15 protein-coding genes and 1 pseudogene are annotated in these 21,141 nt (G+C 68.5%); 6 read left to right on the top strand and 10 right to left on the bottom strand.

All coding sequences use genetic code 11. From position 1 onward, the window contains the following. Positions 1 to 275: 275 nt before the first annotated feature. Positions 276 to 992, top strand: a complete 717-nt coding sequence (locus tag OEL49_RS05755; protein WP_287874199.1) for a Crp/Fnr family transcriptional regulator — start codon at positions 276 to 278, stop codon at positions 990 to 992. Positions 993 to 1,045: 53 nt separating this feature from the next. Here the strand turns inward: OEL49_RS05755 and glyA are convergent. Beyond that, positions 1,046 to 2,348 (bottom strand): annotated as a pseudogene (glyA, locus tag OEL49_RS05750) (serine hydroxymethyltransferase). A 74-nt stretch (positions 2,349 to 2,422) separates the two neighbouring features. Beyond that, positions 2,423 to 3,649: a benzoate/H(+) symporter BenE family transporter gene (locus OEL49_RS05745; RefSeq protein WP_287874198.1), complete on the bottom strand. Its 1,227-nt coding sequence runs from the start codon at positions 3,647 to 3,649 to the stop codon at positions 2,423 to 2,425. A gap of 220 nt (positions 3,650 to 3,869) precedes the next feature. Between OEL49_RS05745 and OEL49_RS05740 the strand changes: the two genes are divergently transcribed. Then, positions 3,870 to 5,411 carry a PLP-dependent aminotransferase family protein gene (locus OEL49_RS05740; protein WP_287874197.1) on the top strand — a complete coding sequence of 514 codons (1,542 nt, stop codon included), beginning with the start codon at positions 3,870 to 3,872 and terminating at the stop codon, positions 5,409 to 5,411. A gap of 18 nt (positions 5,412 to 5,429) precedes the next feature. Here the strand turns inward: OEL49_RS05740 and OEL49_RS05735 are convergent, their stop codons facing one another. The 7 genes from OEL49_RS05735 to OEL49_RS05705 all read right to left on the bottom strand — a co-directional run bounded on the left by OEL49_RS05735 (position 5,430) and on the right by OEL49_RS05705 (position 11,980). Further along, positions 5,430 to 6,908 carry a hybrid sensor histidine kinase/response regulator gene (locus OEL49_RS05735; RefSeq protein ID WP_205230273.1) on the bottom strand — a complete coding sequence of 493 codons (1,479 nt, stop codon included), beginning with the start codon at positions 6,906 to 6,908 and terminating at the stop codon, positions 5,430 to 5,432. A gap of 86 nt (positions 6,909 to 6,994) precedes the next feature. Further along, positions 6,995 to 8,257 (bottom strand): HD-GYP domain-containing protein, encoded by a 1,263-nt coding sequence (locus OEL49_RS05730; RefSeq protein ID WP_014237307.1) that lies wholly within the window; start codon positions 8,255 to 8,257, stop codon positions 6,995 to 6,997. 60 nt (positions 8,258 to 8,317) lie between these two features. Then, complete coding sequence (locus OEL49_RS05725) at positions 8,318 to 9,685, bottom strand: ATP-binding protein (RefSeq protein WP_205230271.1); 1,368 nt, start codon at positions 9,683 to 9,685, stop codon at positions 8,318 to 8,320. Continuing rightward, entirely contained in the window at positions 9,682 to 10,359 is a 678-nt protein-coding gene (locus OEL49_RS05720; RefSeq protein WP_014237305.1) for a response regulator transcription factor, read from the bottom strand. The genes OEL49_RS05725 and OEL49_RS05720 overlap by 4 nt, the downstream gene beginning before the upstream one ends. Positions 10,360 to 10,397: 38 nt before the next feature. Next, positions 10,398 to 11,057 (bottom strand): cytochrome b/b6 domain-containing protein, encoded by a 660-nt coding sequence (locus OEL49_RS05715; RefSeq protein ID WP_287874196.1) that lies wholly within the window; start codon positions 11,055 to 11,057, stop codon positions 10,398 to 10,400. 9 nt (positions 11,058 to 11,066) lie between these two features. Beyond that, complete coding sequence (locus OEL49_RS05710) at positions 11,067 to 11,546, bottom strand: cytochrome C (protein WP_205230269.1); 480 nt, start codon at positions 11,544 to 11,546, stop codon at positions 11,067 to 11,069. An 11-nt stretch (positions 11,547 to 11,557) separates the two neighbouring features. Further along, on the bottom strand, positions 11,558 to 11,980 hold the full coding sequence (locus OEL49_RS05705; RefSeq protein ID WP_205230268.1) for a DUF1924 domain-containing protein: 423 nt from the start codon (positions 11,978 to 11,980) through the stop codon (positions 11,558 to 11,560). 187 nt (positions 11,981 to 12,167) lie between these two features. Between OEL49_RS05705 and mutS the strand changes: the two genes are divergently transcribed. Together mutS and OEL49_RS05695 are read left to right on the top strand one after the other, a co-directional pair. Continuing rightward, positions 12,168 to 14,771 (top strand): DNA mismatch repair protein MutS, encoded by a 2,604-nt coding sequence (gene mutS / locus OEL49_RS05700; protein WP_287874195.1) that lies wholly within the window; start codon positions 12,168 to 12,170, stop codon positions 14,769 to 14,771. A gap of 9 nt (positions 14,772 to 14,780) precedes the next feature. Then, positions 14,781 to 15,059, top strand: a complete 279-nt coding sequence (locus OEL49_RS05695) for a hypothetical protein (protein WP_287874194.1) — start codon at positions 14,781 to 14,783, stop codon at positions 15,057 to 15,059. Here OEL49_RS05695 and OEL49_RS05690 read toward each other — a convergent pair. Beyond that, on the bottom strand, positions 15,029 to 15,523 hold the full coding sequence (locus OEL49_RS05690; protein ID WP_014237299.1) for a CZB domain-containing protein: 495 nt from the start codon (positions 15,521 to 15,523) through the stop codon (positions 15,029 to 15,031). The two genes, OEL49_RS05695 and OEL49_RS05690, sit on opposite strands and share 31 nt — an antisense overlap. Positions 15,524 to 15,773: 250 nt before the next feature. Here OEL49_RS05690 and OEL49_RS05685 point away from each other — a divergent pair, with 250 nt between their 5' ends. After that, complete coding sequence (locus OEL49_RS05685) at positions 15,774 to 17,048, top strand: O-acetylhomoserine aminocarboxypropyltransferase/cysteine synthase family protein (protein WP_014237298.1); 1,275 nt, start codon at positions 15,774 to 15,776, stop codon at positions 17,046 to 17,048. A 258-nt stretch (positions 17,049 to 17,306) separates the two neighbouring features. Beyond that, positions 17,307 to 21,125 (top strand): response regulator, encoded by a 3,819-nt coding sequence (locus tag OEL49_RS05680; protein WP_287874193.1) that lies wholly within the window; start codon positions 17,307 to 17,309, stop codon positions 21,123 to 21,125. Positions 21,126 to 21,141 lie beyond the last annotated feature (16 nt).

The following is a 21,141-nucleotide window of genomic DNA, read 5'->3' as shown; positions in this document are numbered from 1 at the left end:
TCGCGCGCTACCAAAAACCGGGCCCGGCGCCCGGTTTTTTTTCGCCGCTGGCGACCTTGGTTCGCCATGCCGGCAGTCGGCTCACGGCACTGCGGCGGCATCCTGCCGGCATGAATTTGTGAAACTTGATTCACATCAAGTTTTCGACTTTCCAAGGTACTGGATTGCAAGGAGAAAATCCGCCCCCCACGCCACCCCCGCGCCATCGCTTGCCAGACGCCATCTTTCGCCCGTTGCACAAAAAAAAACCAAGACGACATCAACGGGGGTTGGACATGGAAATCACGACAGGTGAGAGCATCGCCTCGCCAACGCTCATGGAAGTCCTGCAGGAAGTGCTGCAGGACTCCAAGATCGCCCATCGGGTCAACTGGGAACGCTGGGCCCCGGGCACCCTGTGGCAGTCCTGCCACAACCGCAGGCAAAGTCTGTTTGTGGTCCGCCACGGCCGTCTGGAACTGGCGGTGACGGATGCGGAAGGCCGAGAACGCTCCCTGCGCCTGCTGGCCGAATCGGAACTGTTCGGCACCGAGGCCCTGGCCGCCGGCCCCGCCGCCGAGGGCGAGGCCGCCCGGCAGGATTACGGCATCCGCGCCGTCACCTATTCCGAAGTGCTGCAGATTCCCCTGGACATCGTGGATCAGCTGATCGCCCAGCTGCCCCTCTTCCGCAAGGCTCTCACCAGCAGCATCGCCAACCACATCTGGGCCCTGGAACGGGAGCGGGAACACGGCCGCTCCATGCCCACCAACAACCGTCTGCTGTGCTATCTGCGCTGCGGCGAAAACGGCATCCGGAGCGGGCAGAAGCCCAGCGGCAAGGCCACCCTGCCCATGCACCTGCTGGCCCGGCGCATCGGTTGCAGCGCCGGCCACCTCTCCCGCTCGGTCAGCACCATGGTGCGCCAGGGCATGCTGCTGCGCCAGGACGGGCGCCTGCAATTGCAGGGCGACGGCGAACGGCCCTACGCTTTCTGCGAAGGCTGCGCCTAGGTGCCAGGCCAGCTCACCGTCACGGCAGGAAGGCCCGGGTACGTGAGTCAGCCTCAGTAAGGCAAGGGGAAGCGGCGGCACAGTTCCGCCACCTGGGCCCGGACCGCAGCGGCGACTGCCGGGTCCGGCGCTTCCGGATTGGCGGCCAGGGCTTCGAGCAGATGCACGATGAGACCGCCGATCAGGCGGAACTCGGCGGTGCGAAAGCCCCGGCTGGTGCCGGCCGGGCTGCCGACGCGGATGCCGGAAGTGACCATGGGCTTTTGCGGATCGTGGGGAATGGCGTTCTTGTTGAGGGTGATGCCGACCCGCTCCAGGGCCTTCTCCGCCACATTGCCGGTCAGATTCAAAGGGCGCAGGTCGGCCACCGCCAGGTGGGTGTCGGTGCCGCCGGAGACGATGCGCAGGCCGCCGGCTGCCAGGGCATCGGCCAGGGCCTGGGCGTTTTCCACCACCCGGGCCCGCATAGCTGCGGAACTCCGGTTGCAGGGCCTCGCCGAAGGCCACCGCCTTGGCGCCGATCACGTGCATCAGGGGTCCGCCCTGCAGGCCGGGAAAAACGGCGGAATCGATGGCCTTGCCGAGGGCCGCGTCGTTGCTCAGGATGAGGCCGCCCCGGGGCCCGCGCAGGGTCTTGTGGGTGGTGGAGGTCACCACGTCGGCGTAAGGCAGGGGCGACGGATGGGCGCCGCCGGCGACGAGGCCGGCGAAATGGGCCATGTCCACCAGCAGCCGGGCCCCGACCCGGTCGGCGATGCGGCGGAACTCGGCGAAATCGAGAATGCGGGAATAGGCGGACCCGCCGGCGATGATCAGCTTGGGTCGATATTCATAGGCCAGCTGCTCCACCTGCGCCATGTCGATGCGGTGGTCGTCCGCCCGCACGCCATAGGCGACGCCGCGGAACCACTTGCCCGACTGGTTCATGGGCGCGCCGTGGGTGAGGTGGCCGCCAGCGGCCAGACCCAGGCCGAGAATGGTGTCACCGGGTTGCAACAGGGCCAGATAGACGGCCTGATTGGCCTGGCTGCCGGAATGGGGCTGCACGTTGGCGTAGGCGCAGCCGAAGAGGCCCTTGGCCCGGGCGATGGCCAGGGCTTCCACACCATCCACCGGGCCGCAGCCGCCGTAATAGCGCCGACCCGGGTAGCCTTCCGCGTACTTGTTGGTGAGCACCGAGCCCTGCATTTCCAGCACGGCGCGGCTGACGATGTTCTCCGAGGCGATCAGTTCGATCGAATGCCGCTGCCGCGCATATTCGGCAGCCACGTAGCGGGCCGCTTCGGGGTCGATGCGGCCCAGCGCTCCGGGGGCCTGGTCGTATGGCGGCCGGGGCAGATCATTTGGGTTGTTCATCTCTCGTTACCTTTCTCTGTTGCTGATGGACGAGGCGCCGGCAGCCCCGGCGCCATTGCTGGTTCCCGCCCGGCCTAGCGCCCGTCCCCGGCCGCGGACTGGCCAAGGCGGGGCATGCCGCGCAGGAGGCGCAGGTCGCCGTGGATCAGGGCGTGGGCCGCCAGGCCGGCGAGCAGGCCCCAGAAGGCGCCCCCCAGGCCGAACAGGGTGACGTTGGCGGCAGTGGCGAGAAAGGTGATCAGGGCCGTTTCCCGGCCCCGCAGATCCACCAGGGCCGTGGCCAGGCTGCCGCCGATGGCGCCGAGCAGGGCCAGGCCGGCCAGGGTGGTGATGAAGGTGGGCGGCAGCACCACGAAGAGGGCCGCCAGGGTGGTGCCGAAAATGCCCACCAGGGTGTAGAACACGCCGCAGGCCAGGCCGGCGATGTAGCGCTTGCCCGGCTCCTCGTGGGATTCCCTGCCGGTGCAGATGGCCGCGGTGATGGCGGCCACGTTGAAGGCATGGGAGCCGAAGGGAGCCATCAGCAGGGAGCCCAGACCGGTCACCGCCAGGATGGGGCTGGCACTGGTCTTGAAGCCGTCGTTGCGCAGCACCAGCATGCCCGGCATGTACTGGCCGGTGAGGGTGATGACGAAGAGCGGCAGGGCCACGCTGAGCAGGGCATTCACCGAGAAGGCGGGCGTGGTGAACACCGGCAGGGCCAGCTTCAGCGAGACCCCGGCAAAGCTGGCCTGGCCGAGCCCGAGCAGCAGCAGGATGCCGGCCACCAGCACGCCGACGATGGCATAGCGGGCGGTGAAGCGGCGCAGCAGGGCATAGGTCAGCACCAGCACCCCCACCAGCAGCGGGTCCATGCCGGCGCCGCCGAAGGCGCCGATGCCGAAGCGCAGCAGGATGCCGGCCAGCAGCCCGGCGGCGATGCCGGGGGGAATCATCTTCACCACCCGCTCGAAATAGCCGGAGACGCCCAGCACCATGAAGCCGACGGCGGAGAGCATGTAGGCGCCGATCATTTCCGCATAGGGCGTGGTGGGCAGCACGGCGATGAGGAAAGCGGCGCCGGGGGTGGACCAGGCGGTGATGATGGGCTCCCGGTAGCGGTAGCTCAGCCAGGCGCCGGTCAGGCCGACACCCACGGAAATGGACCAGATCCAGGAGGCGGTCTGCTCCGGGCTCAGGCCGGCCGCCTTGGCGCCCTGGAAAACCAGGATGAAGGTGCCGCCGTAATTGACGATGACCGAGATCAGGGCCGCCACGGTGGGGTGCAGCAGGTCGGCGGGCTTGAGGGATTGGGTGTTCACGGGCGGTCTCCTGGGGCGTCGGTTGGCCTTGTCAGCCCCGCCAGTGTGGCGGCAAAATGGCCTTGTATAAATTGCCACTTTTGATAATTAATAAGACCACTTTGCCATAGCCCGGACTGTGCCGGATGTCGCCTGCCGCGCTTCTCCAGCCGCTGCCGACGCCGCTTTTCCCGATTCCCGTTCACCGAACTGCGCTTCCCACCAAGCTGAGAAACTCCCCATGAGAACCCGTGCCACCGCCTACCCGATCTGGAACCGCTTCGTACCCGAGGCGGGCAGCCGGCTGTCCATGCGCGAGCAGCTGGTGCGCTTCTTCCGCCAGGGGGTGGCGGACGGCACCCTGCAGGCCGGCATCCGCCTGCCCGCCTCCCGGGTGCTGGCGGCGGAACTGAAGCTGTCCCGGATCACCGTCTCCGGCGCCTACGAGCAGCTGATCGCCGAAGGCTTTCTCGAGGCGCGCCAGGGATCGGGGACCTATGTGGCAGCCCACGCCGCCGGCCCGGCCCGGGCACCGGCTCCTGGGGGCAGCGCTTCGATCGCGTCTGCCGCTTCCGCCAGAAACGCTGCCCCACGGCGGCCGGCGGCAGGACCTGCAAGCACGCCGGGCTCCCAGCGCGCCCGCTGTCTGCGCGGCCCCGACTCCATGTCCATGGCCCAGGCCGCCTGGCCCCTGACGCCGGGCCTGCCGGCCCTGGATGCCTTTCCCTACGCCCTCTGGGGCCGCCTCGACGGCCGCTTCTGGCGCCGCCATCCGGCCCCCGACCTGTCCTACGGCGAGCCCCAGGGGCTGCTGGCCCTGCGGGTGGCCCTGGCCGAATACCTGGGCGCCGCCCGGGGCGTGGTCTGCCGCCCGCACAACATCATCATCGCCCCCGGCGCCCAGGCGGCCATCGCCATCGCCGCCCTGGCCCTGACCGATGCGGGGGATTCGGTGTGGGTGGAAAACCCCGGCTACGACGCCGCCTACCGCAGCCTGGTCCTCTCCGGCGTGACGGCGGTGGGCATCCGGGTGGATGACGCGGGCCTGGAGGTGGAGGACGGCCGCCGGCGGGCGCCGGAGGCGCGGCTGGCCCTGGTCTCGCCCTCCCACCAGTATCCCCTGGGCGTCACCATGAGCCTGGAGCGACGTCTGGCCCTGCTGCAATGGGCCGACGAGGCCAACGCCTTCATCCTGGAAGACGATTACGACAGCGAGTTCCGCCACGAAGGGGCGCCGACCCCGGCGCTGAAGGCCCTGGATGCACGCAACGGCCGGGTCATCTATATCGGCACCCTGAGCAAGCTGCTGGCCCCGGGCCTGCGGCTGGGCTATCTGGTGGTGCCCGACGAACTGGTGGAGGTGCTGCAGACGGTGCGCAACGGCACCGACCACCGGGTACCCGCCTCGATCCAGGCCACGGCGGCCGAATTCATCGGCAACGGCCACCTGGGCGCCCACATCCGCCGCACCCGGGCCCTTTACGGGGAGCGGCGGGCCGCCCTGCTCGAGGCCCTCAGGGAAGCCGGAGAAGCGCGGTTTTCCGTCACCCATGCCGCCACCGGGCTGCACCTGCTGGCCCATCTGCCCGGGCGGGTGGACGACCTGGCCCTGGCCGCCGCCGCCCGCGCCCACCGCATCGGCGTCACGCCCCTGTCGGCCTACCGGGTCGGCCCCGGGGCCGGCGCCTCACGGGGATTGCTGATGGGCTTCGGCAACACCCGGCCAGAAGCGATCCGGGCCGCCGTACGCACCCTGTGCGGGCTCTATCCGGACGCCGGCTGAAACGGTGGCGGTGCCGGCCTAGGCCTCGCCCCGGGCCAGCACCACGGTGAACCAGAAGGTGGCGCCCTGGCCGGCCTGGCTGTTGATGCCGATGCAGCCGCCCATCATTTCCACCAGGTGCTTGCTGATGGAAAGCCCCAGGCCGGTGCCGCCGAACTTGCGGGCGATGGAACCGTCCACCTGGGTGAAGGGGGCGAACAGCTGGGGAATCTTTTCCGCCGGGATGCCGATGCCCGTGTCGCTGACGGCAAAGCGCAGGATGACGTTGCCGCCGCTCTCCCCTTCCCGCCACACCGAGAGGGTGATCTCGCCCCGGGCGGTGAACTTGACCGCGTTGGCCACCAGATTGACCAGGATCTGGCGCAATCGCCCCGGATCGCCGCGCAGCTTGAGGGGCACGTCCGGCTCCACATGCAGGTGCATCTCCAGGCGCTTGCTCCGCACCTGGGGCGCGAACAGTTCCATCACCTGGGCCAGCTGCTGCCCCAGGTCGAAGTCCCGGCTCTCCAGGTCGAGCCGGCCGGCTTCGATCTTCGACAGGTCCAGGATGTCGTTGATGATGGCCAGCAGGGATTCGCCGCTGCTGTTGATGACCTCCACGTATTCCCGCTGCTCCTCGTCCAGGGGCGTTTCCCGCAGCACCTGGGCCATGCCGAGGACGCCGTTCATGGGGGTGCGCAGCTCGTGGCTCATGTTGGCGACGAACTCGGACTTGGCCCGGCTCGCCTGCTCCGCCGACGCCAGGGCATCCTGCAGCCGCTGCAGGCTCTCCAGCTGGAATATCTTCAGCAGGCCCATCACCGCCAGGGCCACCAGCACGGCGCAGGCCGCCCGCAGCAGTTGCACCGGGACGTGGAACAGTTCGAGGAAGGCCTGCTGGTTGATGAGGGACGGCGGGAACCAGTCGGCCCGGGGCACCACGATGCCCCCCAGCACGGCATGGAGGATGAAGGCCCCGGCCGCCACATTGCTGGCCAGGCGGATGGAGCGCTGCTCCGCCGCCGGCATGGTCTCCAGCAGGACCTGCCGGCAGTAGAGGTAGAAGCCGATGCCGGTCAGCAGACTGGCGGGAAAGCCGCCCAGGTAGCGGGACCAGATGGTCATGCCCAGGAGCGGCGCAGCGCTGAGGCCGGCGCCGAGGGCGACGCCCAGGAGCATGGGGAAATACAGCCAGGGCCCCAGGAGCCAGCGTACACGGGCCTGCCAGGGCGATGGGGCGAGGGAGGCCAGCACCAGGTTGCGGCCGAACTCGAACAGGAAAAGGTAGGAAAGCAGCAGCAGGAAGGGGCGCGTCGCGGCCAGCCAGGGCACGTCGCCCCGCACTTCGCGCCACAGGTCGGTCCATTCGAGGAAGCCGTGGACGAAACCGAAGGCCGCCAGCATCCACAGGATGCGGGACAGCTGCAGATGGCTGCGGTGGTCGTAGCGGACGACGATGACCACGCCCATGAGGAGGAAGGCCAGGCCGTAGACCAGATAGACCACATCCATCGTCATTCACCTTTTCTAACGACGCCGCAATGGCGTCATGGTCGCATTCCAGGCCCCTTCGGGCCAAGCACCGGAGCCGCTCTCCGACGGCATCAGGCGGCGGCAGGCCGGGCCGCCCGCATGGCGGCCGCCATGTCCCGGGCCGCCACCGCCACCACCTCGGCGTCGATGCGGCCCTGGTGCGCCAGTTCCTGGAGGAACTGCAGCACGGCATCGGCCGAGAGGCCGGCCCGGTAGGGACGGTCCTGGGCCATGGCCTGGAAAATGTCCGCCACCCGCAGGATGCGGGCCTCCCGGGACATGGCGTCCACGGTCAGGTGGAAGGGGTAGCCGCTGCCGTCCGGCTCCTCGTGGTGATAGGAGGCCCAGGCGGCGATTTCCTCGAAGCCCCGGATGCGGTGCAGGATCTGGTAAGTCTCGAAGCTGTGGGCGTTGATCATCTTGCGTTCCCGCTCGTCGAGCTGGCCCGGCTTGTCCAGCACCTCGTCGGGCACCCGCAGCTTGCCCAGGTCGTGCAGCAGGCCGGCGATTTCCAGGCGCTCGCAGTTGGCCTGGGGTACGCCCATGGCTTCGGCCAGGTGCCGGGCCAGACGGGCGACACCGAGGGAATGCTCGGCAGTGAAGGGGCTCTTGGCATCGACGATGCGGGAGAAGATGCCGGCCAGCTGCTTCAGCTGGGCCAGGGAGGCGCGGCAGGGCTGACCCTGGGCCAGCATGTCCTCCAGGGCGGACTGGATGCCCCGGGGCTCCAGGCGCAGCCAGAAGGCCTCGGCGGCAGAGGCCTGGAGAAAGGCTTCCACCAGCTCCGGGGCGAAGAAGGTGCCGGCGCTGTCGCGAATTTTCTGGCGGATGGCCGGCGCCTGCATGAGCACGTTGCCGCTGCTGTAGTAGGGCGCGGTCAGGGCATCCACCCGGTCCACCAGGAAGATCAGGTTGGCCTGCTCGGCTACCTGGCGGGAGACGTCGGCCCGCCCCTGCAGGTCCTGCCAGTGGGTGTGGTGGTAATGCACCGGCTCGGCCATGGCGGCCAGGGGCCCGAAGTCCCGCAGCAGCTCGCAGCCGACGTTGCAGTGTTCCTGGGACATCTGCCAGTCGAATTCGCTGACCAGGTGATTGTGGGTGCGGGTGGAGGAAACGCCGATGTCGTGCAGCAGCCCCAGGTCGAAGAGAAAGGTGGTGTCGCCCCGGTCCAGCCCCATGACCCGGGCGCAGGCCGCCGCCATGATGCCCACCCGCTTGCCGTGGGCCACGTCGTCGATGCCCACCAGGTCGAGGGCGTCGGAAAGGGCGTAGATGACCTGGCGCAGGTCCACATCGATATAGGAGGCAGCAATGGGCGAGGTATTCACAGTCATCCTTGCGGGAATGGGACGGGACCACTCAGTGTGCATGACGCACTGGTTCAAGTCAGCTAGTCAATCACCCAGGGGAGGAAACGGCTGCCGGGCACGGCCCGGGAAAGCAATCGCCACGTCCAGCCCCCCCAGATCGGCGGCGGCTCCCAGGCTGAGGCGGGCGCCATGCAGTTCGGCGATCCGCGTGACAATGGAAAGGCCCAGGCCGTGGCCGTCACCGGCGCCCGGATCGAGCCGGCGGAAGCGGGCCAGGGCCTCCTGGCGCTGCTCCGCGGGAATGCCCGGGCCGCTGTCGCGCACATGCAGGACGGCATCAGCGCCGCCGTCCCCCTGCGCCTGGAAGCAGACCAGCACCCGGCCACCGGCGGGCGTATGGCGGATGGCGTTATCCAGCAGGTTGCGCAGCAGCACCTGCAGCAGCAGGGGCGAACCGGTGACGCTGATTTCCGGCCCCTCCTCCACCTCCAGCTCCACCCCCTTGTCGAAGCCGGCCGGGGCCAGGGAGGCCACGGTTTCCACCGCCAGGCGGCGCAGGGGGCAGGCTTCCTGGTCCGGCAATTCGGCCTGGGCGTCCAGCCGCGCCAGGGTCAGCAGCTGATCCACCAGCCGCGCTGCCCGGCGACTGCCGCTGACCAGATGGGCCAGGGCCCGCTGCCGGGTTTCGTCGTCGCCGGCGGCCTGGGCCACTTCCGCATGGGTCTGCAGCACGGCCAGGGGCGTGCGCAATTCGTGGGCCGCATCGGCGGTGAAACGGCGCTCATCGTCCTGGGCACGCCGGACCTGTTCGAACAAACGGTTGAGACGTTCCAGAATCGGCACCACTTCCCGCGGGGCCTCGGCCAGGGATATGGGCTGGAGGCGCTGGGGCGCCTGGGCGCCGATGGAATCGGCGAGACGGGACAGGGGGCGGAATGCCAGCAGGACGAAAATGCCGAGCACCAGGCCCAGGACCGGCAGGCCCACGCCCATGGTCTGCAGCAGATGGCTGGCCACCTCGTTGCTGATCTCCGCCCGGCTTTCGGCCGCATCGGCAACCTGGATCAGGTAGTGGCGGCGGGCATCGCGCACGCTGAAGACGCGCCACGCCTTGCCGTCGATATGCACATCGGAAAAGCCCTCCTCCCGCGGCGACAGACGGCTGTCGGGCGCCCGGTGGGACCGGGTCAGCAGACGCTCGCCATCCCACACCTGGAAGGCCACCTTCTTGTCGTAACGGTGCCGGGGCAGTCGTTCGCCGATGTCGTCGGCCTCGTCGCCGAGAAAGGCGAACAGCAGGGTGGCCGATTGGGCCAGGTGGGCATCGAGCAGTTCTTCGGCCTCGTGCCGGGCCTCCCGGTAGGCGATGGCCCCGACCACGCTCCACACCAGGGCAACGGCGGCCAGGATGCCGAAGAGAATGCGCAGGCGCAGGGAATAGGTGCGCATCATGGCGCCGGGCTCCGGCCGGCTTCGGGGATCAGGTAGCCGACGCCGCGCACGGTGCGGATCAGGTCGGCCCCCAGCTTGCGCCGCAGGTGATGGATGTGCACTTCGATGGCATTGGATTCCAGCTCGCTGCCCCAGGCATAGAGATGGGATTCGATCTGCGCCTTGGTCAGCACCCGGCCGGCCTGGGCCAGCAGTTCGTGCAGCAGGTCGAATTCCCGGGCCGACAGTTCCACCGCCTGCCCCGCCAGGGTCACCCGCCGCCCGGCCGGGTCCAGGCGCAGATTGCCATGGACGATTTCCGGCACGGCGCGGCCGCCGCGGCGGCGGGTCAGGGCCCGCAGGCGGGCGCCCAGTTCCTGCAGGTTGAAGGGCTTGATCATGTAGTCGTCGGCCCCGGCATCGAGGCCGGCCACCACGTCATCCGGCGCATCCCGGGCGGTGAGGATCAGCACCGGCATGGCATCGCCCCGGGCCCGCAGCTGGCGCAGCACCTCCAGGCCGGACACCTTGGGCAGCCCCAGGTCGAGCACCAGGGCGGCAAAGGGCTCGCTGGCCAGGGCGTGGCCGGCAGCCTCGCCATCCTGCACCCAGTCGGCCTGCCAGCCGCCCTGGCGCAGGCCCATCTGGATGCCTTCCCCCAGGGCCTGGTCGTCTTCCACGATGAGAATTCGCATGATTGCTGCCGGACCTCTCTATTGTGCGCCCTATCCAATCACGCCAGCGCCAGGGCAATGGCGCCGCCGATCAGGGCCAGCAGCCCCACGGCCACCGGCAGGTGACGGCGGGCAATGCCGTCTTCCGGCCGGCCCTGCTTGTAACCGTGCCACATGGCGGCGACCAGGTTTTCCCGGTGCAGCAGACTACTCCACAGCACGGCTGCCACATGAACGAAGACCAGCCCCAGCATGGCCGAGGCCACGCCTTCATGGAAATCTTCCAGCCAGTCCCCGGCCACCTCGTTGAAGGTCATCCAGCCGGTGGCGGCCGTCAGCAGGCCCAGGCCCAGGAGCGCCAGCACGGCCAGGGCGCCGGCGGGATTGTGGCCGGTGTAGTGCGGCGGGCGCAAGCGCAGCATGCCGAGCAAATACTCGCGGATCGCCGCCTGGCCCCTGACGAACTGGCTGAAGCGGGCGTAACGGCTGCCCACCAGCCCCCACAGAAGGCGGAAGACAATCAGGGCCGCCACCACGTAGCCGCTGGCGATGTGAATCAGCTGCCAGCGTTCCGACTCGCTGGTGATGAAGGCGATGGTGAAGGCCAGGGCCAGGCTCCAGTGGAACAGGCGCACCGGCATATCCCACACCAGGATTCTGCCGGGGAAGGAATCCGACGCGTTGGCGGCGGTAATACGTTGTTGCTCATGGATAGTCATGGCGGTTCCTCATCGACGGCCATCGGCCGGCTGCAGGGAGCCTTCGCCGAAATCGCCCTGTTCAGCCCGGCGATGGCATTGCTGGCACTGGGCCATGGGAGTGGCCTTGGCGCCGGCCGGCACCTTGGGCAGCGGGTAGCCGCGCAGCTCCTCGGGCCGATGCTTGCGCTGGAACCAGGCGGTGGTGGTCAGACGCGGCGCCGCTCCCTTGCCCTCATGGGCGCTGCGGGTACTGGCCTGGGCTTGCAGCAGGCTGGCGATCTCCCGCTGGGCCTGGGGCTCCAGGCTGGCGTCGCTGCCGAAATGGCGCTCCAGCTGCTGCAGGGTCACTTTCCAGCCGGCAGCATCCATCAATGCCGGCGGATAGGCGACGTGGCAACTGCCGCACTCCGCCGCGTAGGTAGGGGACAGGGCATAACGATGGTCGCCGGCCCAGGCGCCGCCGGCCAGCAGCAGCGTTGCCAGGGACAGGCTCTGTAGTGTTTTCATGGCATGGATCCTCAGGGTTTGACGGTCAGCAGATAGGCCAGCAGGTCGCCCTTCTCCTCGGGCGTGCAGGCCCGGCCCAGCACATCCTTGCAGTTGCGGCCGAACCATTTGTCCACCTTGGCGGCATCGCTGAAACGACGGGGATTGGCCGCCGGGGCCAGGGGCTCGATCAGCTTGCGGGTCACCGCATGGGCGCCGCCCTGGCCCGGGTTGCTGGTATGGCAGGAAGCGCAACTCCAGTCGCTGCCATGGGTAGTGCTGAAGAAGCTGCGGCCCCGCTCGGCGGAAAAGGCGCGCAAGGCGGGATTGGACTGCCGGGCCTCCGCCAGCCAGGCGGCCTGCAGTTCGGCAGGCGAGGTGGGCGATGCGGCCAGGGTGCTGCCGGCCAGGAGCGCCAGGGCGACGCCCATGGCCAGGGGTCTGGGGAAATACATTTGGGTCTCCCAAAGTGAATACGGGAGGCAGTATTGGCAGCCAGGATTAAGCCAACCTTAAGTCCCCCTCCCGCCCCAAGGGAAATTCGGCCAGACTTCTCCCCCCGACCTTCCCCCCCGCCGCCAGACACGGGATAATCCGCCCCTTCGGCGGCCCCTGCCGCGCCCATCCATTTTTTCGAAGCCCATGGCAACCAAGAAGAACAGCGATCCCTCCGGCCACACCCCGATGATGCAGCAGTATTTGGCGCTGAAGAGCCAGCATCCGGGCACCCTGCTCTTCTATCGCATGGGGGATTTCTACGAGCTGTTCTTCGAGGATGCGGAAAAGGCCGCCCGCCTGCTGGACATCACCCTCACCACCCGGGGCCAGTCCGCCGGCCTGCCCATCAAGATGGCCGGGGTGCCCTACCACGCCGTGGAGCAGTACCTGGCCAAGCTGGTGAAGATGGGCGAATCCGTGGTCATCTGCGAACAGGTGGGGGATCCGGCCACCAGCAAGGGCCCGGTGGAGCGGGCCGTCTCCCGCATCGTCACCCCCGGCACCCTGACCGACGCCGCCCTGCTGGACGAGAAGCGGGACACCCTGCTCATGGCCCTGACCGGCGGCCGCGGCGTCTGGGGCCTGGCCTGGCTCAACCTGGCCAGCGGTGAATTCCGCGTCAGCGAAGTGGCCACGGAAAAGCTGGCCGCCACCCTGGAACGCATCCGCCCGGCCGAAGTGCTGCTGCCCGATTCTCTGGTGCCGGAAGTGAACATCAGCGCCGCCACCACCCGCCGCCCCGACTGGCATTTCGACGCCGAAGCGGCCAAGCGCCTGCTGCTGGAACACTTCAAGGTGCAGAGCCTCACCGCCTTCGCCGCCGAAGACCTGCGCCCCGCCCTGGGGGCCGCCGGGGCCCTGCTGCAGTACGCCCAGGCCACCCAGACCCAGGCCCTGCCCCACGTCCAGGGCCTCATGGTGGAGCGGGAGTCCGCCTATCTGGGGCTGGACGCCGCCACCCGCCGCAATCTGGAGCTGACCGAGACCCTGCGGGGCGAAGCCTCCCCCACCCTGTTTTCCCTGCTGGATTCCTGCATCACCGCCATGGGCGCCCGCTACCTGCGCCACGCCCTGCACCACCCCCGGCGCGACCGGGCGGTGCCGGCGGCCCGCATCGACGCCATCGGCGCCCTGCTGGAAGACCACCTGGCCCTGTCCAGCTATTTGCGTTCCGGCCTGAAGGGCTTTGCCGACGTGGAGCGCATCGCCGGCCGCATCGCCCTGCGCAACGCCCGGCCCCGGGACCTCTCCAGCCTGCGCGACTCCCTCGCCTGCCTGGAGGAACTGCGCCGCCCCCTGGCCGGCCATCCCTCGCCCCTGCTGGGTGAGCTGTGGGGCCAGCTGGAAGCGCCGGTGGAGGCCATCGACCTGCTCATGCGCGCCATCGCCCAGGAACCGGCGGCCATGGTGCGGGACGGCGGCGTCATGGCCACCGGCTTCGATGCCGAGCTGGACGAGCTGCGGGCCCTCAACGACAACTGCGGCGCCTTCCTGGTGGACCTGGAAGCCCGGGAGAAGGAACGCACCGGCATCGCCACCCTCAAGGTGGAATACAACCGGGTGCACGGCTTCTACATCGAAGTCACCCACGCCAACACCGACAAGGTGCCGGACGACTACCGCCGGCGCCAGACCCTGAAGAACGCCGAACGCTACATCACCCCGGAACTGAAGGCCTTCGAGGACAAGGCCCTCTCCGCCCAGGACCGGGCCCTGGCCCGGGAAAAGTGGCTCTACGAGCAGGTGCTGGATCAGTTGCAGCCGGTGGTGCCCCAATTGCAGGCGGTGGCCCGGGCCCTGGCCCAGCTGGACATGCTGGCCTCCTTCGCCGACACCGCCGTGGCCCGCAACTGGTGCCGCCCCGAATTCACCGACCGGCCCGGCCTGTGGCTGGAAGCGGGCCGCCACCCGGTGGTGGAAAACGAGTTGCAGACCCAGGGCGACACCTTCATCCCCAACGACCTGGACCTGGGGGAAAGCGAAGAAGCGGAACGCCGCCTGCTGCTCATCACTGGCCCCAACATGGGCGGTAAATCCACCTACATGCGGCAGACGGCGCTGATCGCCCTGCTCGCCCACGTCGGCTGCTACGTGCCGGCCAAGGCGGCCCGCCTGGGGCCCATGGACCAGATCTTCACCCGCATCGGCGCCTCCGACGATCTGGCTTCGGGCCGCTCCACCTTCATGGTGGAAATGACCGAATCCGCCGCCATCCTGCACAACGCCACGGAACAAAGTCTTGTCTTGATGGACGAGGTGGGCCGGGGCACCTCCACCTTCGACGGCATGGCCCTGGCCATGGCCATCCTGCGCCACCTCTTGGAAAAGAACCGCAGCCTGACCCTGTTCGCCACCCACTATTTCGAGCTGACCCGCCTGGCCCACGAATACCCGGCCCTGGTCAATGTGCATCTGGACGCGGTGGAACACGGCGACCGCATCGTCTTCCTCCATGCCGTGGAAGAAGGCCCGGCCAACCAGAGCTACGGGATTCAGGTGGCGGCCCTGGCCGGCATTCCCAATGCGGTGGTGCGGGCCGCCAAGAAGGAACTGCGGCAGCTGGAAACCCGTGCCGCGGTGGACCCGCTGCAGCCGGACCTCTTCGCCGCCGTCCCGGCGCCCGACGAGGGGCCGGAAGCTCCGGCCCACCCGGCCCTGGAGCGGCTGGGGGAGATCGATCCGGACAGCCTCTCGCCGCGAGAGGCACTGGACCTGCTGTACGAACTGAAGACCTTGCAGCGGGGCTAGGCGCGGGTGTTGCAGAGCCTCATCCCCTGGGTGGACCATCCCTGGCTGCTGCTGGCCTGCCTGGCCCTGTCGGTGCCGCCCCTGCGGGACATCTGGCGCATGATGTTCGACGACGCTGCCGACTTTGCCGAAGACCTGAGACTGGCCGCCCTCCCCGACTGGTGGGCCTGGTTCCAGGGCCGCTATTGGGACGGCCAGTGGGCCGAACTGAAACTGACCGTCTTCGCCCTGCTCTGCGTCGGCCTGCCCGCCGCCCTCTACCGCATCATCGCCGGCTGGGTGAACTGAAACTCTTCCTCCATGCCCTGGGCGCAGCCGGCGTCGAACAGGTCGGCCAGATGCACCAGCCAGCTGCGCAACTCCCGGTAGTGAGGCTCGAAGTCGTGGTGGAAGCTGCGGCTGGCCTCCTGCTCGTCACCCTGGGCCTGGGCCCGGGCGATGGTCCGCACGTCCTCGCACACCTGGCGGTGGATGCGGGCGAAATCGGAGAAGGAACCCAGATCGCCGAAGTTGCGCCGGGCGCCGCTGGCGATCCAGCGGCCCAGGGGCCGTTCTTCCAGCCGGGGCAGGCGCTCGCACCACATGGGCCCGGGCGTACGCCCGTCCACCACCCAGGCGGTAACTTCGCGGCGCACCGCCGTCCATTCAGCCGCCACGCGGCAGAAGTTGATCTGGCTGCGCACTTCCTCCCGTTCCCGCCGGGAGAAGGGACTACCGCTGAAGAAGGCTCGGATAAGGTCGAGGGGACGCATGGCACACCTCTTTTCTTATAGTGGTTGGCTTGATTTAATTTTATGCCTTTGCGCATAAAACGAAAGTAATATTCGGCGCCCCCAGGGTTCGTCCTAGGTACTTCCCGGGAAAGTCCCTAGGAACCAACTCGTAGTTTGCATATACCCAATCGATCTAGAAAACCGCTTTTTTAGTGCTAGACTCTCATCCACTGTCATGGCGGCCACCGAGGGGCCGCCCCACCGATCATCCAAACAAGGGAGACTCCTGATGCCGAAGCTCGAAACCCTGGCCGTACATGCCGGTTATTCCCCCGATCCCACCACCAAGGCGGCGGCGGTACCCATCTACCAGACCACCTCCTACGCCTTCGACAACACCCAGCACGGGGCTGACCTGTTCGACCTGAAGGTGGCGGGCAACATCTACACCCGCATCATGAACCCCACCCAGGACGTCCTGGAAAAGCGCGTCGCCGCCCTGGAAGGCGGCATCGCCGGCCTGGCCCTGGCTTCCGGCCAGGCTGCCATCACCTACGCCATCCAGACCATCGCCGAAGCCGGCGACAACATCGTCTCCACCGCCACCCTCTACGGCGGCACCTACAACCTGTTCGCCCACACCTTCCCCCAGCTGGGCATCCAGGTGCGCTTCGCCGACTACCGGGACCCGGCCTCCTTCGAGAAGCTGATCGACGGCAAGACCAAGGCCATCTACGCCGAAACCATCGGCAACCCCCTGGGCAACATCACCGACATCGAGAAGCTGGCCGAGATCGCCCACCGCAACGGCATTCCGCTGATCGTGGACAACACCGTGGCCAGCCCCTTCCTGCTGCGTCCCATCGAGTTCGGCGCCGACATCGTGGTGCATTCCCTGACCAAGTACCTGGGCGGCCACGGCAATTCCATCGGCGGCATCATCGTCGATAGCGGAAAATTCCCCTGGGCCGAGCACAAGACCCGCTTCAAGCGCCTCAACGAGCCCGATGTTTCCTACCACGGCGTGGTGTACACCGAAGCCCTGGGCCCCGCCGCCTACATCGGCCGCGCCCGGGTCGTACCCCTGCGCAACACCGGCGCCGCCATCAGCCCCTTCAACGCCTTCCTCATCCTGCAGGGCATCGAGACCGCCGCCCTGCGCATGGAGCGCATCACCGACAACACCATCGCCGTGGCCAAATACCTGCAGAGCCACAAGAAGGTGAAGTGGGTGAACTACGCCGGCTTGGAAAACCACCCGGACCACGCCCTGGCCAAGAAATATCTGGGCGGCAAGCCCTCCGGCATCCTCACCTTCGGCGTCGAGGGCGGCATCGAGGGCGGCACCCGCTTCCAGGACGCGCTGCAATTGTTCACCCGCCTGGTGAACATCGGCGACGCCAAGTCCCTGGCCTGCCACCCGGCCTCCACCACCCACCGCCAGCTCAACCCGGAAGAACTGGCCAAGGCCGGCGTCACGGTGGATACGGTGCGCCTGTCCATCGGCATCGAGCATATCGACGACCTCATCGCCGACCTGGAACAGGCCCTGGCCGCCGTCTGAGCCAAACCTGCCGCAACCACGAAACGGGGCCCCAGGCCCCGTTTTTTTTTGCTCCCGGCGCCCCCCGGGACAATCGCCGCCTCGCATTCGGCATATGCCGATTGACAAGACGCCCCCGAATTTTTGACACTGGAACCATGGGCGGCGAGCCGGCCCGGCCATGCCTGGTGAATCAAAGGCCGCCGCCGCTGTCCGAATGGCGGACGGAACCAGGATCGAGCCTGAGCGGGAGTGCGGATGGGCAATTTAGCAACGCGGATGCGCCGAAAAATCGAAAGCCTGCCCCTGAAGATCAAGGCAGCCCTCTTCTGCGCCCTCATTTTCGCCCTGGGCATGGGTTCCCTCGCCTACTACGTGGCCGACGCCCTGCGCCGGGATTCGGTGGTCCTCATCGGCCAGGAGCAGAAGACCGGCGCCGACTTCCTCGCCCGGACCCTGGAAGCGGAACTGCGGCTGCGCCTGGACGTCATCGACGGCCTGGCCCGCCACCTGGTTGCCCAGTCCCTCAACTCGCCCCGGCAGATCCAGACCTTCCTCAATGAGCAGACGGTGGCCAGCCGCATCTTTTCCCGGGACATCTACTTCATCGCCGCCAACGGCATCCGCACCGCCGAGTATCCGCAACGGGGCCACGTCGGCACGCCCTACAACGACAGCAGCTATTTCATCAGCATCCGGGACACCCGCAAGCCGGCCATCCGGGTCTGGTTCGGCCGCTTCGCCAAGAAGCCGGTGCTGCTGGTGGCGGTACCCGTCATCGCCGCCGACGGCACCTTCCTCGGCGCCCTCTGCGGTGCCGACGTGATCGCCCCGGGCAGCCCCCTGCACCTCACCGACGAAGTTCGTAACGGCCAGAGCGGCGGCTTCCACGTCTACGCCCTGGACCAGGGCATCTTCGCCGCCAGCACCGACCCCACCCGGGTCCTGGAAAAGCTGCCGGCTCCCGGCATCAACCCCCTGCTGGACCGGCGCCTCAAGGGCTACACCGGCCCGGGCCAGACCGTGGATTCCAAGGGCCTGGAAATCATCAGCGCCGCCACCATGGTGCCTACCGCCAACTGGATGGTGGTGTCCTACCTGCCGACCCGGGAAGCCTTCGCTCCCCTGGAGCGGGCCACCACGCGCATCTACAGCGGCGCCGCCCTCATCACCCTGCTGGTGGCCCTGCTGGTGTGGCTGGGAGTGCGCCGCTCCCTGGCGCCCCTGGAACGGGCCGCCCGCCAGATCGGCGAAACCGGGGCCGGCCACATTCCCCTGGAGCCGGTGGAGGTCCAGGGCAGCGGCGAGATCCGCATGCTGCTGCAGAACTTCAACCTGCTGCAGCAGCACATCGCCGCCCAGAACGAGACCATCCGGCAGGAGCGGGACCACCTGGAGGTGCTGGTGGAGGAGCGCACCGCCGAGCTGGTGGGGCTGGCCAAATCCCTGCGGGACGCCAACCAGGAGCAGCAGGCGGTGTTCGACGCCGCCCGCATCGGCATCATCCTCACCCGGGACCGCATCATCCGCCGCTGCAACCGCACCATCGAGGAAATTCTCGGCTACGAGCCGGGGGAAATCCTGGAGCAGAGCACCCGCATCTGGTACCCGGACGAGGCCACCTTCCTCGCCGTGGGCGAGCGGGTGCGGGAGGGCCTGGCCCGCCACGGCTACTTCCGCGAGGAACTGGAGCTGGTACGCAAGGACGGCAGCCGCTTCTGGGGCCGCATCATGGCCCAGGTGATCGACCGCAACGCCCCGGAAAAGGGCATGGCCGGCACCGTGGAAGACATCGGCGAGGAGCGCCGCATCCTGGCGGAGATGGCCCAGGCCAAAGCCCTGGCCGAAGCGGCGGCCCAGGCCAAGGCCGACTTCCTGGCCAACATGAGCCACGAAATCCGCACCCCCATGAATGCCGTCATCGGCATGACACACCTGGCCCTGAAGACCGACCTGGACGAACGCCAGCGCGAATACCTGCGCAAGATCCAGCATTCCAGCCAGCACCTGCTGGGCATCATCAACGACATCCTGGACTTCTCGAAAAGCGAGGCCGGCAAGCTGCACATCGAGCAGATCGACTTCGACCTGGAGAAGGTGCTGGAGGACGTCTCCAGCCTGATGTCGGAGCGGGCCACCAGCAAGGGACTGGAGTTCGTCATCGAAATGGCCGACGAGGTGCCGCGCCACCTGGTGGGCGACCCCCTGCGCATCGGCCAGGTGCTGATCAACTACGCCAGCAACGCGGTGAAATTCACCGAACGGGGCGAGGTGGCCATCCACGTCGGCCTGGAGGAAGACCAGGGCCAGGAGGTGCTGCTGCGCTTTGCCGTGCACGACACGGGCATCGGCATCAAAGCCGGGGAACTGCCCACCCTCTTCAACAGTTTCCAGCAGGCCGACAGTTCCACCACCCGTAAGTACGGCGGCACCGGCCTCGGCCTGGTCATCGCCAAGCGCCTGGCCGAACTGATGGGTGGCCAGGTGGGGGCCGAGAGCGAGCCGGGCCGGGGCTCCACCTTCTGGTTCACCGCCCGCCTGGGCCGGAGCAGCACCGCCCGCCACCGGGCCCAGCCCCGGCCCGACCTGCGGACCCGCCGCCTGCTGGTGGTGGACGACCACGACCATGCCCGGGACGTGGTCTGCGACATGCTGCGCAGCATGAGCTTCCAGGTCAGCGACACCGATTCGGGCAACCGCTGCCTGGCCGAACTGCAGCGGGCCAGCGCCGCCGGGGAGCCCTACGACATCGTCTTCCTCGACTGGCAGATGCCGGAAATGGACGGCCTCGCCACGGCCCGGGAAATCCGCCGCCTGGAGCTGCCCCAGCCGCCCCTGGTGCTGATGATCACCGCCTACGGCCGCGATGAGCTGGCCCGCAGCGCCGGCGAGAGCGGCCTCCAGGGCATCGAGGAAATCCTCATCAAGCCGGTCAGTCCTTCCCAGCTGTTCAACACCGTGATGCGCATCCTCGACCACGAGGACGGCCCCCACAGCGTGGCCGACCCGGAGGCCCTGCCCGACCTGGCGCCCCTGGCCGGCCTGCGGGTACTGCTGGTGGAGGACAACCAGCTGAACCAGGAAGTGGCCAGCGAATTCCTGGCCGGCGCCAACATGGTGGTGGATGTGGCGGACGACGGCGCCAGCGCCCTGGAAAAGGTGCGCCAGCAGCGTTACGACGTGATCCTGATGGACATGCAGATGCCGGTCATGGACGGCATCGCCGCCACCCGGGAAATCCGCAGGCAGTTCCCCGCCGCCGTCCTGCCCATCCTGGCCATGACCGCCAACGCCATGGAGCAGGACCGGGAACGCTGCCTGGCGGCGGGCATGAACGACCACATCGCCAAGCCGGTGGACCCGAGGGACCTGCTGGGCAAGCTGCTCAAGTGGCTGGCCCCCGGCGCGCCCGTCGTGGCCCCGCAGGCCGCCGCGCCGCTGCCCGGCACCGTCACGCCGGCGCCGCCGGTCGCGGCCCCAGCCAAGGCCGACCGCCAGCCCTTCGCCGGCATCCCCGGGCTGGATGCGACCCTGGGCCTGCACCAGGCCCTGGACCGGGAAGGCCTCTACCTGCGCCTCATGGACAAGTTCGTCAGCGGCCAGCGCGACGCCCCGCAACGGCTGGCCCGGGCCATCGATGCCGGGGACTGGGTCGGGGCCGAACGGGAGGCCCACACCCTCAAGGGCGTCAGCGCCCAGATCGGCGCCATGCCCCTGCGCGACCTGGCCGAAAGGCTGGAGCACGCCATCCGCCAGCGGAACCCCCCGGATCTGCTGCAGGACCTGCTGGGCAAGATCGCCGACAGCCTGCCCCCGCTGGTGGACGCCATCGCCGCCGTCCTGGCCACCCAGGAAGTGCCGGCGGCCAAGGCCACGGTGAACTGGATGCAGGTGGAGGAAGTCTGCGCCCGCCTGGCCCAGCAGCTGGCGAACGACGATTTCGCCTGCGAAAAGCTCCTGGACGAACACGAGGCCCTGCTCCACGGCGCCCTGGGCGAGGACTTCCCGCCCCTGGCCCGGGCCGTGCGCGACTTTGACTTCACCCAGGCCCAGGCCCGGCTGCAGGCCCTGGCGGCAAGCCACCGGCTCAAGCTCTAGGGCGGCCCCGGGGCCG

The organism is Azospira sp. (assembly GCF_030247495.1).
In the GTDB taxonomy this organism is placed as follows: Bacteria; Pseudomonadota; Gammaproteobacteria; order Burkholderiales; family Rhodocyclaceae; genus Azospira; species Azospira oryzae.
The sequence above is the reverse complement of the archived record's forward strand: the minus strand, read 5'-3'. Positions and strand labels throughout refer to the sequence as shown.